The organism is Pseudomonas sp. NFACC25, from assembly GCF_900100935.1.
GTDB classification, from domain to species: domain Bacteria; phylum Pseudomonadota; class Gammaproteobacteria; order Pseudomonadales; family Pseudomonadaceae; genus Aquipseudomonas; species Aquipseudomonas marginalis.
The window spans coordinates 61,843-78,039 of record NZ_FMUC01000014.1 but is presented as its reverse complement, the minus strand read 5'-3'; the positions used below and the strand labels follow the sequence as shown (position 1 = coordinate 78,039).

The 16,197-nt window shown below is 62.2% G+C and carries 13 protein-coding genes; 1 reads left to right on the top strand and 12 read right to left on the bottom strand.

The features are described 5' to 3' along the window. The first annotated feature begins 50 nt into the window (after positions 1-50). Entirely contained in the window at positions 51-830 is a 780-nt protein-coding gene (locus BLQ09_RS25215) for a hypothetical protein (RefSeq protein ID WP_027607752.1), read from the top strand. Here BLQ09_RS25215 and BLQ09_RS25210 read toward each other — a convergent pair. From BLQ09_RS25210 to BLQ09_RS25155, 12 genes are all read right to left on the bottom strand, one after another. Continuing rightward, positions 827-1,423, bottom strand: coding sequence for a MarC family protein (locus BLQ09_RS25210; RefSeq protein WP_003217330.1), 597 nt, complete (start codon positions 1,421-1,423; stop codon positions 827-829). The two genes, BLQ09_RS25215 and BLQ09_RS25210, sit on opposite strands and share 4 nt — an antisense overlap. Before the next feature lie 149 nt (positions 1,424-1,572). Then, positions 1,573-4,344, bottom strand: a complete 2,772-nt coding sequence (locus BLQ09_RS25205; protein ID WP_027607753.1) for a hybrid sensor histidine kinase/response regulator — start codon at positions 4,342-4,344, stop codon at positions 1,573-1,575. 102 nt (positions 4,345-4,446) lie between these two features. Then, a complete protein-coding gene (gene purD / locus BLQ09_RS25200; protein ID WP_027607754.1) occupies positions 4,447-5,739 on the bottom strand; it encodes a phosphoribosylamine--glycine ligase in 1,293 nt (430 codons plus the stop codon). A 184-nt stretch (positions 5,740-5,923) separates the two neighbouring features. Further along, complete coding sequence (purH, locus tag BLQ09_RS25195) at positions 5,924-7,531, bottom strand: bifunctional phosphoribosylaminoimidazolecarboxamide formyltransferase/IMP cyclohydrolase (RefSeq protein ID WP_092358936.1); 1,608 nt, start codon at positions 7,529-7,531, stop codon at positions 5,924-5,926. 81 nt (positions 7,532-7,612) lie between these two features. Next, complete coding sequence (gene fis, locus BLQ09_RS25190; protein WP_002555375.1) at positions 7,613-7,933, bottom strand: DNA-binding transcriptional regulator Fis; 321 nt, start codon at positions 7,931-7,933, stop codon at positions 7,613-7,615. Further along, positions 7,930-8,943, bottom strand: a complete 1,014-nt coding sequence (gene dusB, locus BLQ09_RS25185; protein WP_027607756.1) for a tRNA dihydrouridine synthase DusB — start codon at positions 8,941-8,943, stop codon at positions 7,930-7,932. The genes fis and dusB overlap by 4 nt, the downstream gene beginning before the upstream one ends. 185 nt (positions 8,944-9,128) lie before the next feature. Then, complete coding sequence (locus BLQ09_RS25180) at positions 9,129-10,367, bottom strand: DUF3426 domain-containing protein (protein ID WP_027607757.1); 1,239 nt, start codon at positions 10,365-10,367, stop codon at positions 9,129-9,131. Positions 10,368-10,397: 30 nt separating this feature from the next. Further along, entirely contained in the window at positions 10,398-11,276 is an 879-nt protein-coding gene (prmA, locus tag BLQ09_RS25175; protein ID WP_027607758.1) for a 50S ribosomal protein L11 methyltransferase, read from the bottom strand. A 281-nt stretch (positions 11,277-11,557) separates the two neighbouring features. Continuing rightward, entirely contained in the window at positions 11,558-12,919 is a 1,362-nt protein-coding gene (gene accC, locus BLQ09_RS25170) for an acetyl-CoA carboxylase biotin carboxylase subunit (RefSeq protein WP_027607998.1), read from the bottom strand. A gap of 17 nt (positions 12,920-12,936) precedes the next feature. Continuing rightward, positions 12,937-13,398 carry an acetyl-CoA carboxylase biotin carboxyl carrier protein gene (gene accB, locus BLQ09_RS25165; protein WP_027607997.1) on the bottom strand — a complete coding sequence of 154 codons (462 nt, stop codon included), beginning with the start codon at positions 13,396-13,398 and terminating at the stop codon, positions 12,937-12,939. 24 nt (positions 13,399-13,422) lie between these two features. Beyond that, positions 13,423-13,878: a type II 3-dehydroquinate dehydratase gene (gene aroQ / locus BLQ09_RS25160; RefSeq protein ID WP_003171482.1), complete on the bottom strand. Its 456-nt coding sequence runs from the start codon at positions 13,876-13,878 to the stop codon at positions 13,423-13,425. 307 nt (positions 13,879-14,185) lie between these two features. Further along, positions 14,186-16,147, bottom strand: a complete 1,962-nt coding sequence (locus tag BLQ09_RS25155) for a methyl-accepting chemotaxis protein (protein WP_027607996.1) — start codon at positions 16,145-16,147, stop codon at positions 14,186-14,188. Positions 16,148-16,197 lie beyond the last annotated feature (50 nt).

The window sequence follows — 16,197 nt, the reverse complement described above, 5'->3', positions numbered from 1 at the left end:
GGACTAGTGTGGACACAAGCCCCGAGCCGGGGTGTTTGTGGAGAACTGAAATGGAGCGACATCACAGAAGGATCAACAACACAAAACGGCGCAAGTTGATTGCGCGCTACACATTGCCGAGGGCGCGAGGTGCGCAGCCCTCATTGCCGCTCGACACGGAGGACGACTGCAACGCGGCGGTGGTCAACAACAGCGTGATTTCGTTTGCCGAGGGGCTGTCCGGGTTGAACCGGGAATACATCCGCAAAAGCTATCTGCTGGCCAGCAGCTACGTCAGCGATGTATTGAAGATCCAGCGAGGTACCGAGGCCTGGTACGACGAATTTATCAAGGTGATGATCAGCCTGGGCTGGCTGCCGGTGCGCAGCAGTTTCAAGCGGGTCTCACAGTCGGGCAAGGGCCTGACCGTGCAATTGGCGGCGCTGAATATCATCGCCACGATACTGGCGGGGGCGTCGGTTTCGGGACCGCTGGTTACGGCGCTGCCGAAACTGGCAGCCGATGCGCTGGAGGCACTGAAGCAGCAACCGAGTTCTTTCGAACTGTTCAAGCGCAACAGTACGGTGCACCAGGGCGGTGATTTCGGCCTGGCATCCTGCGCCGAAACCGACGGCGAATTGATGATGGTGCTGGTGACGTACAGCACCCAAGGCGTGAACAAACAGGTGGGGCTGCCGTTTCTGGAGTGGGACAGTTCCTCGTTCGAGGCCTTCAGCGGGCAGACCTGCCTGGTGCTGAATACCTCGATGGTCAACGAAAAAACCATCCAGCTGATGCGCGAGAGCGCGGGCGACAAGGTGCAGTCGGCGATCGCCAAATACCGGATCTAAGGCACCAGGTAGCCGCGCACCCCGGTAAAGATGATTTGCGCGGCGAGGGCACACACGAACAATCCCATCAACCGACTGACAATCTGCAAGCCCTGGTCACCGAGAATCCGTTCGATACGGTTGGACAGGTACAGCACCACACCGACCGTGAGGCTGGCCAGGGCGATGCTGAGGATGGCCGTGATCTTGTCATCCCAGTGCGGTTGGCTGACGCCCATGACCAACAGCGCACCGATGGTGCCGGGGCCGACCGTGAGGGGAATGGTCAGCGGCACGATGGTCACGTCCTGCTGCACATTGTCGGTCTGCACGGCCGACTTGCCCTGGGCCATGCCCAGGGCGGAGATAAACAGCACACTGCCGGCGCCGATGCGAAAGGCATCCACGGTGATGCCGAACACGCTGAAGATCACCCGGCCGAACAGGTAGAGCAACACGCTGGACACCAGGGTCGCCAGCGCTACTTTCCAGGCCAGGCGCCGCCGCTCTTTACTCGAATAACCACGGGTCAGGCTGATAAAGCAGGACAGCACGAAGAACGGGCTGTAGAGCACCAGCATCTTCAGGTAAACGCTGAATAACACGTGGAGCATGGGGGGGGGCTCGCGGGCGGGGAAAGTGTGGAGAGTCTATCAGGCGCCAGAGATCAAATGTGGGAGGGGGCTCGCCCTAATTCCAGTCAGTTACAGTGTTCGCTCTTGACTGAAGCAAGCCCCTACCCAGATTGGAATTGCATTTAAAGTCAGGACGGGGCGTGTTCAGGCCGTTGTTGACGCTGCGCCACCCAGAACTCCACCAACTCACGCAATTGTGATAACTCCACCGGCTTGGCCATGTGCCCGTCCATCCCCGCCTGGCGTGCGCGCTCTTTGTGCTCCGAGAGGATATGCGCCGTGAGCGCTACCACGGGGGTACGAATGCGCTGGTGGCTGACTTCCCACGCCCGCAGTTGCTGGGTGGCCGAGAAACCATCGAGAACCGGCATCTCACAGTCCATCAACACCAGGTCATAACGCTGGGCCTTCATCGCCTCGAGGGCTTCCTCACCGTTGCTGGCGGTATCCGGGTCGAGGTTGAGCTTGCCGAGCATGCCGCGAATCACTTTGGTGGAGATGCTGTTGTCTTCGGCCACCAGGATCCTGAAGTCGCTGGGCACGGTCACCGCCGCCGGGACGCTGAGGGGCGGACGGGGCTGCACGCCACCTTTGCTGCGTTGGGTCAACTCGTCGGCCAGGGTGGTCTTGAGGGTGTAACCGGCAACCGGCTTGGCGAGGATGCGCTTGATCCCGCAGTTACGCGCGATGATCTTGCTCGGCGCATTGCTGATGCCGGTGAGCATGATCAGCAGGATGTCGTGGTTCAGGCTCGGGTCTTCCTTGATCTTCGCCGCCAGTTGCATGCCGGTCATGCCGGGCATGTTCTGGTCCAGCAGCACCACATCGAAGTAATCGCGCAGGTGCGCCTTGGTCCGCAGCAACGCCAAGGCCTCTTTACCCGACGGCACGGCGCTGACATTCAGGCCCCAGGCCGAGCATTGCTGCACCAGCACTTTGCGGCACGTATCGTTGTCGTCCACCACCAGCACGCGCGCGCCTTTGAGCGGGCCGTCGAGGTCGGAGGTGGGGTGTTCCAGGCGTTCCGGGTCCAGCGGCAGCGTCAGCCATAGCGTGCTGCCCTGATGGCTGCCGCTCTTGATGCCGAACTCACCGTTCATCAACAGGATCAACTGGCGCGCGATCACCAGGCCCAGGTGGCCGCTCAAGCGGGTGGCCGAGAGGAAGTTCTTGCTGTGCAGCTCGCTGTGCAGCAGGGCCTCGCGTTCAGCGGCTTCCATTGGCAGGCCGCTGTCCTGCACGGCAATGCGCAGGCGCGGCTTGGTGCTGCGGTCGTCCAGGGCGACGACGATCAGCACTTCGCCTTCGTCGGTTTTGTGCAGGGCGTTTTCCAGCAGGCTCAGCAGCGCCTGGCGCAGGCGGGTCGGATCGCCGCTGATGACGCGGGGTACCTGGGGCTGGATGAAGCTGATCAACTCGACGTTCTGCTGCTCGGCCTTGGCGCGGAAGATGCTCAGGCAGTCTTCGATCAGCGCATTGAGGTCGAATTGCACGTCATCCAGCTCGATCTGCCCGGATTCGAGCTTGGAGATGTCGAGGATCTCGTTGATCAAGGTCAGCAGCTCGTTACCGGCGCTGTGGATGGTTTGTACGTAGTCGCGCTGCTTCACCGACAGTGGCGTGCCCAGCAGCAGTTCGGTCATGCCCAGCACGCCGTTCATGGGGGTGCGGATTTCGTGGCTGATCTTGGCCAGGAATTCGGCCTTGGCGGCGATCTCGGCATTGCTGGCGGCCAGGTCGCGGCTGAGGCTGAAGCGGGCCTCGACAATCGCACGCTGGCGCTCGCCCAGGGCCAGGCTCATCAACAGGCCGCTCAGGCAGATGAAGGCCAGCAATGTGACGATCAAACCCTGGGGCGACACCATCGTCAGCCCCAGCAACGCCGGGAGAATGATCAGCGTACCAATGTTGAACACCACCATGCCCGCCACGAACAAGCGCGCCGGGCGATAGCCTTTCTGCCAGTGATACGCCGAGACAAACAGCATGCTCAGGCCCGCCAGGGCCACCAGCGCGTAGGTGATGATGTTCAGCGGCAGGGTACTGACGAACAACAGCAGCAGGCCGCACAGCACGATAAACAGGATGTCGGCCATCAACAGCTTGTTCAGCGGGTGCGGACCCAGGGGCATGAAGAAGCGATAGGCAAACATCAGCCCGCAGGGCGCGGTCAGCAGCAGGGCCAGGTAGGCGCCCGGGGTCTGGACCGCGTGCCAGTTCGGCAGCCATGGGCCTACCAGGTTGAGCAGCAGCGCCAGGCTGAGCATCAGCAGCAGTTCGCAGGCCGCCAGCCACAGGCTGCTGCGCGAGCGGTGGTAAGCGAAGCGCGTGAGGTTGTGCAGGATCAGCATCAGCAGGCAGCCGAACAGCAGGCCGTAGATCAATGTCTGGGTCTGGTCGGCGGCGGCCAGCACGGCCGGTTCCAGGGTGATATAGGGGCGCAGTTCGTGCTCGGAAACCAGGCGCAGGTAGACGTCGAGGGTCTGTTGGCTCTGGGGCATCGGCAGCATGAAATCGTTGCTGGGCAGCGGGCGTTCCGCCTGGGGCTGGCGGTTACCGCTGCTTTGTTGCTCGATCAGGGTGTCGCCGTCCAGCACATAGAGGCTCAGGTGCGCCAGGTCCGGGGCGAATACCCGCAGCACCTGCTCGTGCTTGCCGGGTTGCAGCTTGAAACGTACCCACAACGCACCGTCCGGTTCCGCGGCGGTAATGCGGTCCAGTTCGATGGGGCTGAATTGATTGGTGTAGCGCGAGGAGCGGATGTCGCTCAGCTGCAGGTCGGCCTGTTCATCAAGCAATACTGCCCAGCCACTGCCTTGCGCGGCGGCCTGGGCCGGGAACAGGCAGAGCAGCGTCAGCAGACTGACAGTGAAACCTATGGCGATCCTGAGCCAGCGCACGGCGAAATCCCTTCGTAGGTTGATGCACGGTTAACTATGCGCGGGGAGGCCTGTATACGGCAAGGGCCAGAAGCCCTTGCCTAACCGAACGGATAGCTAGCGTTACAGGCTTTCGCCACGTTCACGGGCAATGGCGCGGTAGCCGATGTCCGTGCGGTAGAAGCAGCCTTTCCAGTCGATTTTTGCAGCCAGCTTGTACGCCTGTTGCTGTGCGGCGTCGACGCTGGCACCCATGGCGGTGGCGCACAGCACACGGCCTCCGGCGGTCACGACCTTGCCGTCCTTGAGCGCGGTGCCCGCATGGAACACCTTGCCTTCCAGGGTAGCAGCCGCGTCCAGGCCTTCAATCACATCGCCCTTGGCGTAGTCGGCCGGGTAACCACCGGCGGCCAGCACAATGCCGACGCTCGGACGTGGATCCCACTGCGCTTCAACCTTGTCCAGGGCCTGGGCCAGCGCGGCTTCCACCAGCAGCACCAGGCTCGATTGCAGGCGCAGCATCACCGGTTGGGTTTCCGGGTCGCCGAAGCGGCAGTTGAACTCGATGACTTTCGGGTTGCCGGCTTTGTCGATCATCAGGCCGGCGTAGAGGAAACCGGTGTACACATTGCCTTCATCGGCCATGCCACGCACGGTCGGCCAGATCACCAGGTCCATCACGCGCTGGTGCACCTCGGCGGTCACCACCGGGGCAGGGGAGTAGGCACCCATGCCGCCGGTGTTCGGGCCAGTGTCGGCGTCGCCGACGCGTTTGTGGTCCTGGCTGGTGGCCATCGGCAGCACGTTCTTGCCGTCGACCATCACGATAAAGCTGGCTTCTTCGCCGTCGAGGAATTCCTCGATGACGACGCGCGAACCCGCGTCACCAAAGGCGTTACCGGCGAGCATGTCACGCACGGCGTCTTCGGCTTCCTGCAGGGTCATGGCGACGATCACGCCTTTACCGGCGGCCAGGCCGTCGGCCTTGATCACGATCGGCGCACCTTTTTCACGCAGGTAGGCCAGGGCGGGCTCGATCTCGGTGAAGTTCTGGTAGTCGGCCGTCGGGATCTTGTGGCGCGCCAGGAAATCCTTGGTGAAGGCTTTCGAGCCTTCCAGCTGGGCCGCGCCGGCGGTTGGGCCGAAGCAATCCAGGCCGCGGCTGCGGAACAGGTCTACGACACCGGCAACCAATGGCACTTCCGGACCGACGATGGTCAGGGAGACGTTTTTCTCGGCGAAGTCGGCCAGTTGCTCAAGGGCCAGTACGTCGATGGCGACGTTTTCGCACTTGGCTTCGATGGCGGTACCGGCGTTGCCGGGGGCGACGAAGACTTTCTGGACCCGTGGGTCCTGGGCAACTTTCCAGGCCAGGGCGTGTTCACGGCCACCGCTGCCAATGATCAAAACATTCATTTCAAAAACCTCAAATTCTGTAGGCGCTGCACGAGCGCTTTAATGTGGAGCCGGACTCTTGTGGCGAGGGCGCTTGCTCCCGTTCGACAGCGCAGCTGGAGCCCGCTTTTGGGGGCGCTTCGCACCCCAGCGGGAGCAAGCTCCCTCGCCACAAAACCGGCTGCCACATTTCGCTCGAGTTGGATCAGTGACGGAAGTGGCGCATGCCGGTGAAGACCATGGCAATGCCGGCTTCATCGGCAGCGGCGATCACCTCGGCATCACGCATCGAGCCGCCCGGTTGGATCACGGCAGTCACGCCGGCTTTCGCGGCGTTGTCCAGGCCATCACGGAACGGGAAGAATGCATCCGATGCCATCACCGAGCCGGCCACCTGCAAACCGGCGTGCTCGGCCTTGATCGCGGCGATACGCGCCGAGTTCACGCGGCTCATCTGGCCAGCGCCGACACCGATGGTCTGGCGGTTCTTGGCGTAGACGATGGCGTTGGATTTAACGTACTTGGCCACTTTCCAGGCGAAGATCAGGTCGTTGATCTCTTGCTCGGTCGGGGCGCGCTTGGTCACTACCTTGAGGTCTGCGCTGCCGATCATGCCAATGTCGCGGCTCTGTACCAGCAGGCCGCCGTTGACGCGCTTGTAGTCCCAGGCAGCGGCACGTTCAGCCGACCACTCGCCGCAGGCCAGCAGGCGCACGTTGGCTTTGGCCGCCACGATGGCGCGGGCTTCTTCGCTCACGGAAGGGGCGATGATCACTTCGACGAACTGACGCTCGACGATGGCCTTGGCCGTCTCTGCATCCAGTTCACGGTTGAACGCGATGATGCCGCCGAACGCGGATTCGGTGTCGGTGGCGTAGGCCAGTTCGTACGCCTGGCGAATGCCACCTTCAGCGTCCGGGCTCACGGCCACGCCGCACGGGTTGGCGTGCTTGACGATCACGCAGGCCGGCTTGACGAAGCTCTTCACGCATTCCAGAGCGGCGTCGGTGTCGGCCACGTTGTTGTAGGACAGTTCTTTGCCTTGCAGTTGGGTCGCAGTGGCGATGCCCACTTCGGCAGGCTTGGCTTCCACGTAGAACGCCGCGCTCTGGTGCGGGTTCTCGCCGTAGCGCATTTCCTGGGCCTTGATGAACTGGCTGTTGAAGGTGCGCGGGAACTGGCTGCGGCCTTCTGTGCTCAGGGTGTCGGCGGCCTGGTTCACGGTGCCCATGTAGTTGGCGATCATGCCGTCATAGGCGGCGGTGTGTTCGAACGCCTTGAGCATCAGGTCGAACCGCTGGGCGTAGGTCAGGCCGCCGGCTTTCAGGCTTTCCAGCACGTGGGCGTAGTCGCTGGCGTTGACCACGATGGCCACGTCTTTGTGGTTCTTGGCCGCCGAGCGAACCATGGTCGGGCCGCCGATATCGATGTTTTCGATGGCGGTCGGCAGGTCGCAGCCCGGCTTGTTGATGGTGGCTTCGAACGGGTAGAGGTTGACGGCCACCAGGTCGATCGGCTTGATGCCGTGCTCGGTCATGATGGCGTCGTCGATGCCGCGACGGCCGAGGATGCCTCCGTGGATTTTCGGGTGCAGGGTCTTGACGCGACCGTCCATCATTTCTGCGAAACCGGTGTAGTCCGCCACTTCCACTGCGGCCACGCCGTTGTCCCGCAGCAGCTTGAAGGTCCCGCCCGTGGAGAGGATTTCCACGCCCAGGGCTTCCAGCTCCCGGGCAAATTCGAGGATCCCGGTCTTGTCGGAGACACTGATCAAGGCGCGGCGGATCGGCAGGCGGGTAGTCTGGTCGGTCATTTCAATTTCCATCAAAAGCAAAGGAGTCAGCAAAAAAGGCGACCGGTTTTACGCGGGCGCCTTTCTGGTTTGATTGAATGCTTACAGCAAATCGTATTGCTTGAGCTTTTTGCGCAAGGTGCCACGGTTGAGGCCCAGCAGCTCACTGGCTTTGGTCTGGTTGCCCTTGACGTAGTTCATCACGCTTTCGAGCAGGGGCGCCTCGACTTCGGAGAGCACCAGGTTGTACACGTCCGTGACGGAAGCGCCCTCAAGGTGGGCGAAATAATTATGCAGCGCCTTCTCGACACTCCCGCGAAGGGTCTGGCCTTCTTCGCTCGGCGTGTTGAGGTGCTGTTTCAAATTGACGTTGTCGCTCACGGGTGTTGTTCCACTCACTAAAGTCTCGGTCATCATCGTCATGCGGCCACCCATTCTCCGTCCCCTGCTCTCAGGCTCTTGTCTCGTTCGGCAAAAAACTCACGAACGGCGGTGACCTGTGCTTGCGTTTCATCCAAACGATTGAACCCGGCGCGAAACTCCCTGGCGCCTGGCAGGGTTGCGAGATACCAACCCACATGCTTGCGAGCAATACGCACGCCCATCACCTCTCCATAGAAGGTGTGAAGTGCAGCCAGATGCTCTAGCAGAATACGTTCCACCTCGACCAGTTCCGGCGCCGGCAGGACTTCACCCGTACGCAGGAAATGCTCGACCTCACGAAAAATCCACGGCCGCCCCTGGGCGGCCCGGCCAATCAACACACCATCGGCACCGGTGGCGTGCAGCACGCGCCGGGCTTTTTCGGCCGAGTCGATGTCGCCATTGGCAAATACCGGCATCGACACCGCCTGCTTGATCGCGGCGATGGTGTCGTACTCGGCTTCACCGGTGTAAAGGTCGGCGCGGGTGCGACCATGCACCGCCAGCGCTGTAATGCCTGCCTGTTCGGCGATCTTCGCCACCGTCAGGCCGTTCTTGTTGTCCCGGTCCCAACCGGTACGAATCTTCAGGGTCACCGGCACATCCACTGCGGCAACAACGGCCTGCAGGATCTCGGCAACCAACTGCTCATCTTTCAACAGCGCGGAACCGGCGGCCTTGTTGCAGACCTTCTTGGCCGGGCAGCCCATGTTGATATCGATGATCTGTGCGCCCAACTCCACGTTGGCCCGGGCTGCATCCGCCAGCATCTGCGCATCACCGCCGGCGATCTGGACCGAGCGGGGCTCGGGATCACCTTCGTGGATCATGCGCATCCGCGATTTGCGGGTGTTCCACAAGCTCATGTCGCTGGTGACCATTTCCGAGACTACTAGACCCGCGCCCAAACGCTTGCACAGCTGACGAAAGGGCTGGTCGGTGACGCCCGCCATCGGGGCGAGAATCAAGCCATTCTGCAATGTATATGGGCCGATGCGTACCGCCGACATAGGACTTCCCTGTTGTGGGGCCGGATCATTAGAGTTCGAAAAAGGGTTGGCATGATACCCGCTCTCGATGACTGGATAAAGGCTGAATTGGATAAAATCTGAACAGTTATTTCTTTATCGCCGCCGGTTTGGATGGGCGGGGCCCAGTCAATACTCCACCGTCAAGCGACGGTGTGTAGGCCGATTCACTCGGGCGAGTGGAAGCTCAGGCTGTAATTCACGGCTTTATTGCCCGGATCGAGGATATCCAGGGAGATATGGATCGGGGTCTGTGATGGCATTTCGCTCACCCCGGCCAATTCGCCGCTCAGGTATTCGGCGGGCTTGAAGCGACGACTGGCAATCAGGTTGCCGTTGAGGTCGGCGAAACGCAGTTCCAGCAGCGGAAAGGGCTGGGAGAACGTCGCGCGGTTATAGATGATCGCATCCACCACCAGCGCCCCGGCGAACTCCGGGTGGCTGCGTACCACCAGGTTACTGCTCTTGATATGGGCGATATCGACCCGCGACGGCACCGTGCAGCCCAGTGTCGGGCACAGTTGCTGGAACCACGGGCGGTAAGCGTCCTGGCGGGCCAGATCGTCGAACTGATAGGCAATGTACTGCGCGGCCAGGCCGGCGGCGGCGATCAGTACCAGCAGCATCCAGATCAGGCGACGGCCCAGGCCCTGCGGGCGTTTTTGCGCGTACAGGTGCAGAGGGTCGTCTTCCAGGTCCTGGAGCAGGTCGTCATGGACGCCGGCCTCGGGGCGTGGGCGCTTGCGACGGGGTTGCGCGCGCTCTTCGGGCTCCGCTTCATCCGCTGCCGCTGTCAGGGGCGTGAACGGAGGGTCGATGTGTTCATCTTCCGGGGTTGAGCGCAGCGCGGGCTCATCGTCGAGGTGCAACGACATGGAGGGCTCGGTGCGCTGCCGGGTCGCAGTGGCTTTGGTCGGTTCAGGTTCGTCTTCGGCGGCGGAGGCGCGTTCTTCAGGCGGTTCGCTGAACAGGCTGGCGGCCCATTTTTCTTCTTCGGCCTTGACGGTTTCGCGGCTGGCGCTGAGGGCGTCTTCTTTCTGCCGACGGTCGGCACCGGGCTGGCGGCGTTCCGCGCCCACGGGCAGTGTGTGCTGAATCTCGCGGCGTTCCAGCTTGGCCAGTTCCTGGTCCAGGTCCAGGTTGTCCAGGTCCAGCTCTTCGGCGCTCCATTGCTTCTGGCTGATTGCCCGCTGTGGCTCAGGCGCGGCTTCGCGCACGGGCTCGATCGTGGTCGGCTGCTCCGGCGCAGGCGCCTGGGCGCGCTGCTCCAGCAGCTGGCGGGCAGCGTTGAAGACTTGCAGGCACGAGCCGCAGCGAACCACGCCGCGAGCCACGCTCAATTGGGCGTGGTTGACGCGAAAGCGGGTTTGGCAATGCGGGCACTGGGTGACGAAACTGTCGGTCATGCGGCCATCCGATTCAGGCAAGCGCTCATTCTAGCGCCGACGTCCGCTGATGCGTACCCAGCCATCACGGTTAGCGATCGGATCCAACTCGAAATCCTTGGCGTAGGCGGCGGCGACATCTTCGCCCTGCTCGGCGAGGATGCCCGACAGCGCCAGGCGCCCGCCCGGCTTGACCAGGCTCGACAGTTGCGGCGCCAGGGACACCAGCGGGCCGGCGAGGATATTGGCGACCAGCACGTCGGCCTGCACCTGGGGCAAATCCTGCGGCAGGTAGAGCGGGAATTTGCCTTCAGGAATGTTGTTGCGCCCGGCGTTATCCCGGGACGCTTCCAGGGCCTGCACGTCGATGTCGGTGCCCACGGCTTCCTTGGCGCCCAGCAACAGGGCGGCAATCGCCAGGATCCCCGAGCCGCAGCCGAAATCCAGCACGTGGCTGTCCGTCAGGTCCTGGCCGTCCAGCCACTCCAGGCACAACGCGGTGGTGGGGTGGGTGCCGGTGCCGAATGCCAGGCCCGGATCCAGCAGCAGGTTGACCGCGTTCGGCTCCGGGGCGGCATGCCAGCTCGGCACGATCCACAGGCGCTGGCCGAAGCGCATCGGCTGGAAGTTGTCCATCCAGCTGCGTTCCCAGTCCTGGTCTTCGATGATTTCGCTGTGATGCTCGGGCAACGGGCTGCCGGTGAGCAATTCCATATGGGCCAGTACGGCGGCGGCGTCGGTGCCGTCTTCGAACAGGGCCAGCAGATGGGTGTGGGACCACAGCGGGGTGGTATTCAGCTCGGGTTCGAAGATCGGCTGGTCTTCGGCGTCCATGAAGGTCACCGAGACGGCGCCCACTTCGAGGAACGCGTCTTCGTAGGTTTCGGCTTGTTCTGGGCTGATGGCGAGACGGACTTGCAGCCAAGGCATGGCGGGCACCTTTGAAAAAAATGAGTGTGCAGCGGGGTAGGCTGCGAAAGCGCGCAAGTTTACGCGAGCGGCGGGCAGAAGACGACACTACTGACTGCACGCCGGTCAAATGTGGGAGGGGGCTTGCCCCCGATTGCAGTGTGTCAGTCTCAGCATCTGTAACTGATCCACCGCCATCGGGGGCAAGCCCCCTCCCACATTTTGACGGTGTACATCTTCAAAAAAGTAGAGGGCCCACAAACAACAAAGCCGCCCGAAGGCGGCTTTGTTGGGTGGAGCACTTACTGGTTGGCCAGCTTGTGTTCCAGGTAGTGAATGTTCACACCACCCTCGCAGAAGCCTTCATCGCGAACCAGGTCCCGGTGCAGCGGGATGTTGGTCTTGATGCCGTCGACCACGATTTCGTCCAGGGCATTGCGCATACGGGCCATGGCCTCGTCGCGGGTCGCGCCCCAGGTGATCAGCTTGCCGATCAGCGAGTCGTAGTTGGACGGAACCTTGTAACCGCTGTACAGGTGCGAATCCACACGTACGCCGTTGCCGCCGGGCGCGTGGAAATGCTTGACCAGGCCAGGGCTTGGGATAAAGGTCTTCGGGTCTTCGGCGTTGATCCGGCACTCCAGGGAGTGACCGTGGATCTTCACGTCGTCCTGGGTGAAGGACAGCACGTTGCCGGCGGCGATGCTGAGCATCTCCTTGACGATGTCGATACCGGTGACCATCTCCGACACCGGGTGCTCTACCTGCACACGAGTGTTCATCTCGATGAAGTAGAAACGGCCGTTCTCGTAGAGGAACTCAAAGGTACCGGCGCCACGGTAGTTGATGTCGATGCACGCCTTGACGCAGCGAGCCAGGACTTCCTGACGCGCTTTTTCATCCAGGCCCGGTGCCGGGGCTTCTTCCAACACCTTCTGGTGACGACGTTGCAGCGAGCAATCGCGGTCGCCCAGGTGGATGGCGTGGCCCTGGCCGTCGGACAGTACCTGCACTTCCACGTGACGTGGGTTGGTCAGGTACTTCTCCAGGTAGACCATCGGGTTGCCGAACCAGGCAGCCGCTTCGGAGCGAGTCTGCTTGGCCGCTTCGATCAGTTCTTCTTCCTTGTGCACCACGCGCATGCCGCGACCACCACCGCCACCGGCGGCCTTGATGATCACCGGGTAGCCGACTTCGCGACCAATGCGCAGTGCGGTTTCCTCGTCTTCAGGCAGTGGGCCGTCGGAGCCCGGAACGGTTGGCACGCCGGCCGCGATCATGGCGTCCTTGGCCGAGACCTTGTCGCCCATCAGGCGAATGGTTTCGGCTTTCGGGCCGATGAAGGCAAACCCGGATTTTTCCACCTGTTCGGCGAAATCGGCGTTTTCCGCGAGGAAGCCGTAGCCCGGGTGGATGCCATCAGCGCCGGTCACTTCAGCGGCGGCGATGATGTTCGAGACTTTCAGGTACGAGTTCGTGGCCAGTGGCGGGCCGATGCAGATGCTCTCGTCCGCCAGTTTCACGTGCATCAATTCGGTATCGGCCGTCGAGTAAACAGCGACGGTCTTGATGCCCTCTTCCTTACAGGCGCGCAGGATACGCAGCGCGATCTCGCCGCGGTTGGCGATCAGGACTTTTTGCAGTTTCTTCGCAGGTTTCAACATCGAAGGCGCTCCGCGGTTCAAACGATGGTGAACAGCGGCTGGTCGTACTCAACCGGCTGACCGTTTTCTACCAGGATGGATTCGATGACGCCGGCTTTTTCGGCCGTGATGTGGTTCATCATCTTCATCGCTTCAACGATGCAGATGGTGTCGCCCACTTTCACGGTCTTGCCCACTTCAACGAAGGCTGGCGAGGTCGGTGCCGGGGTGCGGTAGAACGTACCGACCATTGGCGACTTGACCACGAAACCGTTCAGCGCAGGGGCTGCCGGTGCGGCAGGTGCGGCGGCAGCAGCAGGCGCGGCGGCCGGAGCAGCAGCCGGTGCCGGTGCCTGCATCTGTGGTGCGTAGAACTGTTGGGCCGGGGTCTTGCTGTGGCGGCTGATCCGTACGGACTCTTCGCCTTCCTTGATTTCCAGCTCGTCGATACCGGATTCTTCCAGCAGTTCGATCAGTTTCTTAACTTTACGGATATCCATGAATCATCAACTCCCAAGGGTCGGTCAGGGGCGCTTGGCCTGTTCTTCAAGCTGTTCCAGGGCGGCCTCCAGGGCCAGTCGGTAACCGCTGGCGCCAAGGCCGCAGATCACTCCTACCGCAACGTCGGAGAAGTAGGAGTGATGGCGGAAAGGTTCGCGTTTGTGCACGTTCGATAAATGCACTTCGATGAATGGGATGCTCACCGCCAGCAGCGCGTCACGTAATGCAACACTTGTGTGCGTAAAAGCGGCGGGATTGATCAGGATAAAGTCCACGCCTTCGCCACGGGCAGCATGGATGCGATCAATCAATTCATACTCGGCATTGCTTTGCAGGTAGAGCAAATGGTGGCCGGCTTCACGTGCCCGTCGTTCCAGGTCAAGGTTGATCTGATCGAGGGTCACTGCCCCGTAGACGCCCGGTTCACGGGTGCCGAGCAGGTTCAGGTTGGGTCCGTGAAGAACCAGTAAGGTCGCCATCGGCTGTTCCTTGTTATTGATGTGGGCAAGGCAGAACCCGGCGACTATGCCGCAAAGCCTTTGTGACTGTCCAGTTCTATGCAGTAGGCGGCACGATTAGCGAGGATTGCGCAAAATTTGTGACTGGTGGCTGGGATCCGGTCATTGGTAATACGCCCTTGAATACTGTGGAGATCAAATGTGGGAGGGGGCTTGCTCCCGATTGCAGTGTGTCAGTATCGACATCTGTAACTGATCCACCGCTATCGGGGGCAAGCCCCCTCCCACATTTTGATCTTCATTTGATTTTGGATCTTCATGGGGCGGGTCAGACACGGAACGCCTGCACAGCCGTATTGAGCTGCCCACCCAGCACCAGCAAATGCTCACCCTGGCTGCGGCCCTGGCCGATGCGCAGCAAATTATCCTCACCCAACTGATGAATCCGCTCGCTGTTGTCGCGAATCTCACTCACGGCGCCACTTTGCTGCGCCGTTACATCGGCAATCCGCACGGCGGTGTCGGAAATGGTCTGGATCGCGCCGACGATTTCATCCAGCGCGCCATCCGCCGCCTGGGCTTGCTGGGCGGTAGCCTCGGCGTGTTCAACCTGGGCGCGCATGCCCTGCACCGATTGGTGCGCAGCGGTTTGCAGGCCGGTGATCAGGCCCTGGATTTCGGCGGTGGCGCCAGCGGTGCGTTGGGCCAGGGTGCGCACTTCGTCGGCGACCACGGCAAAACCGCGTCCGGCTTCACCGGCGCGTGCGGCTTCGATGGCGGCGTTGAGCGCCAGCAGGTTGGTCTGGTCGGCAATCGAGCGAATCACGGTCAATACGCCGCCAATGGTGGCGGACTCCTCGGCAAGTTTCTCGATCATCTGCGCATTTTGCTGCACTTCACCCACCAGCGCGTGCAGGCCGGTCAGGCTCAGGCCGATCACGCGCTGGCCTTGCTCGACCGCCTGGCCCGCGCTGCGACTGGCGCCGGCCGCCTGGCTGGCATCACCGGCGACTTGCTGGATGGTGGCTTCCAGTTCGCCCAGGGAATCACGAATCTGCGCAGTATCCCCGGCCTGGCGTTCGGCGCCGTCGTGCAGGCCACTGCTCAGCTCGGCCAGGGCGCGGCTGCTGCCGGCCACTTCTTCGGCATTGCCACGGATGGTACCCACCAGATCCACCAGGTAGGCGCGTAAACGGTTGAGGGACGCTTCGATGTCGCGCAGTTCGCGGTTGGTCTTGCCCAAGGTGATCGGTTGGCTGAAGTTGCCCTCGCCCCAGATCGACAAGGCCGGGGCCAGGTTGGTCAGCACCCGCGCCAGGCGCCGCTGCAGGGTGTCGATCAGCAGGGCGATCAGCAGAATCAGGCCGATCATCACGCCTTGCATCAGGCGCACTTCGCCCTGGATCTTGCCATGTTGCGCACGTACCACCGGCTCGAGGCCGGCGATGGCCTGCTGAACGGCGGCGATTTTCAAGTGGGTGGCGGCGGCCAGGTCGGCACGCTGCTGGATCTGCGTGCGGGTGCGCTGGAGTTCGGCGGGGTAGCGGGCCAGCAGGCCGTTGAGTTCGCGCTTGAGGTCGACGCCGGTGTCCTGGGCTTCGGCTTTTGCGCTGTTTTCCAGGCCCATCAAGGCCGAAAAGTCATCGGTGTTGGATTCTGCGCTGGCCTTTACCCCGAGTAATGGCAGTTGCTCCAGCAGGTCGGCCTGGCTGCGCATATTGCCGACTTCGCGTTCCACATCGTCCGCCAGTTCCGCGCGGCCGCTGCTCACCAGTTTGTCGCGGGCCAGGGACAGCTTGTCCAGGTGCAGTGAGGCCGCCAGCAGCGGTGGCAGGTAGCGCGCGGCTTCGGCGCTGTTGACGCCCATGGCGTATTGGCTCAACTGCTCCAGGTTGGCGCCCAGCTCCCGCTCGGCTTGCAGCAACAAGGCTTGCGGGTCGCCGGCCAACTTACCGGCCGCCAGCAGGTCGGTCTTGCTGAAGGTGTCCAGGTCCACAAGGCTGGGGCGCAGGTTCTGTGCGAGGTCGGCGGGCAGTTCATCCAGGTGCTGCAACAGGCTTTCCAGGCTCTGGCTGGCGCTGCTCAAGCGCAATGCATCACCGCTGCCCAGGTAGTCGTCGATATTGCGCGCGGCCTGGTTCTGGAAGGCCTGTGACAGACCGAGGTAGCGTTCCATCAGCAAATAAGGCCGTTCCAGCGCTCGTTGCGACCACCACAGCGTCGCTCCAAGTGCCAGGCACACGGCCACCAGCAGGAGGGTATTGAGATTGGTCAGCAGCTTCAGGCGCATGCGGGGTATCAACCGACAGCAAAAGGTAAGTGCCTGAAGTTATTGCGTTT